Source organism: Streptomyces chilikensis (assembly GCF_001642695.1).
In the GTDB taxonomy this organism is placed as follows: Bacteria; Actinomycetota; Actinomycetes; order Streptomycetales; family Streptomycetaceae; genus Streptomyces; species Streptomyces chilikensis.
Genome location: NZ_LWCC02000036.1, coordinates 1 through 2,016, shown reverse-complemented (window position 1 = coordinate 2,016; position 2,016 = coordinate 1). Strand labels below are relative to the sequence as shown.

At 73.3% G+C, this 2,016-nt stretch carries 3 protein-coding genes; 2 read left to right on the top strand and 1 reads right to left on the bottom strand.

The genetic code is table 11. From position 1 onward, the window contains the following. Positions 1 to 46 precede the first annotated feature (46 nt). Entirely contained in the window at positions 47 to 679 is a 633-nt protein-coding gene (locus tag A2U95_RS21445; protein WP_166025778.1) for a TetR/AcrR family transcriptional regulator, read from the bottom strand. Between the two features lie 90 nt (positions 680 to 769). Between A2U95_RS21445 and A2U95_RS21440 the strand changes: the two genes are divergently transcribed. Together A2U95_RS21440 and A2U95_RS21435 are read left to right on the top strand one after the other, a co-directional pair. Next, positions 770 to 1,537, top strand: coding sequence for an SDR family oxidoreductase (locus tag A2U95_RS21440; protein WP_166025776.1), 768 nt, complete (start codon positions 770 to 772; stop codon positions 1,535 to 1,537). Between the two features lie 96 nt (positions 1,538 to 1,633). Further along, positions 1,634 to 1,987, top strand: coding sequence for a hypothetical protein (locus tag A2U95_RS21435; RefSeq protein WP_166025774.1), 354 nt, complete (start codon positions 1,634 to 1,636; stop codon positions 1,985 to 1,987). Positions 1,988 to 2,016: the final 29 nt, after the last annotated feature.

Below are 2,016 nucleotides of genomic sequence, written 5' to 3'. Positions count from 1 at the left end.
GGCCCGGCCGGCGGCGGGCCGACGGCGCGCCGGACGGGGGGGCGCGTCAGGCGGGGGCGCGTCCGGCGCCCCGGGCCGGAGGCTCCGGCCAGGCGGCCATGGCGTACTCGGCCGCGCGCCGCAGTTCGGCCGTGGTCGCCCCGTCGCGCGCCTGCTGCGACATGCCCTGGACGACCGCGGCGAAGTAGACCGCCAGCGCCCGGGTGTCGGCCCCCTCGGGGAGCGATCCGCGGGCCTCGGCGTCCCGCAGCCTCGCCTCGAAGGACCGCACGTTCGCCACCCTGCGCGCCCGCAGGGTCCGCTCGACGTCGGCCGTCTGCGGGGAGTAGTTGGTCGCCGCGCTGATGACCAGGCAGCCCGCCGGGTGCTCCGGGGAGGTGTAGGACACCGCCGCCTCGTCCAGCATCCTGGCGAAGCCCGCGCGGGGGTCGCTCTCCTGGTCCAGCGCTTTTTCCATGAACGCGCCGAAGGTGCCGCCGTAGCGGTCCACGACCTCGGTGAAGAGCGCGCGCTTGTCACCGAAGGCCGCGTACAGGCTCGGCGGCGAGATCCCCATCGCGCCGGTCAGGTCGGAGATGGACGTGCCCTCGTAACCGTGCTGCCAGAACAGGAGCGTGGCCTGCGCGAGCGCCGCTTCCCGGTCGAAGCTCCGCGGCCTGCCGCGTTTCGTCGTCGTCATGACTGAATTTTACAGCGATCGCTAGGGAATTCGTGTAAGGTATTTGCGTAGCCATCGCTACAGAACTTCGACTCGTGAAAGGAAGAGGTCATGGGTGCGCTTGCGGGCAAGGCGGCACTGGTGACGGGGGGCAGCCGGGGGATCGGCCGCGCGATCGCCGAACGGCTCGCGGAAGCCGGTGCGGTGGTGGCCGTGCACTACGGGCGTGACACCGCGGCCGCCGAGGAGGTCGTCGGCGCCATCCGCGCCGGGGGCGGCACCGCGTTCGCGGTTCAGGCCGAGCTGGGCCGGCCCGGTGACGTGGAGACCCTCTGGGAGGGGTACGACCGGCGGATCCTGGAGCACGCCGGCGACACCGGCCTGGACATCCTGGTCAACAACGCCGGCATCACGCCGCGCGGCGAGATCGAGGAGACCACGGCCGAGGCGTTCGACGAGGCCGTCGCCGTCAACATGCGCGCGCCGTTCTTCCTCACCCAGCAGGGGCTCAAGCGGCTGCGGGACGGCGGGCGGATCATCAACATCTCCTCCGGAGCCACCCGGATCGCGCTCACCGACATCATCGCCTACGCCATGACCAAGGGGGCCGTCGACGCCTTCACCCTCACCCTCGCCAAGGCCCTCGGCGGTCGCGGCATCACGGTCAACGCGGTGGCGCCCGGCATCATCGACACCGACATGAACGCCGCCTGGCTGCGCGGCAACGAGGAGGCCGAGAAGGCCGCGGCCGGCCTGTCGGCCCTCGGCCGGGTCGGCCGTCCCGAGGACGTGGCCGACGTGGTCGCCTTCCTCGCCTCCGACGACGCCCGCTGGGTGACGGGCCAGATCGTCGACGCCACCGGCGGCTCCCAGCTCTGACCGGCAGCACCCGCCCGGGGAACCGCATCCATGCCGGGGTGTCGACGGCGACACCGCGCTCACACGCACGAGACAGAGGCTGCAGCTGGAGGCTCCATGCACGTCGTCATCGCCTGGTGGGACAAGCGGCGCGCCGCGGCGGTCGGCACCGGCCGACCGCACCCGACCGCGACGGCCGGTTTCCGCCCCGAAGATCCGGTCCCGCTCACCGGCGAGTTCCCCGGGCTGCGGAGCGGCCGGTGGATCACGGATCCGGGGGCGGACCTCCAGGGGCTCGCGCTCGTCTGGGACTCGGCGGTCAGTGCCGAACTCTCCCTCCCGGCCCTCTTCGAGCGGACCTTCGGCTGCGCCCCGTCCCACCGGTGGGCCTTCGAACTCCGCGACGCGCCGCCACGGCACGAGGACACCGAGAACCTGCCGGCCGAGCTGGAGCTCCTGCTCCACGCCTGACCGCCGCCGCGCCCCTCCCGCCCGGCCCG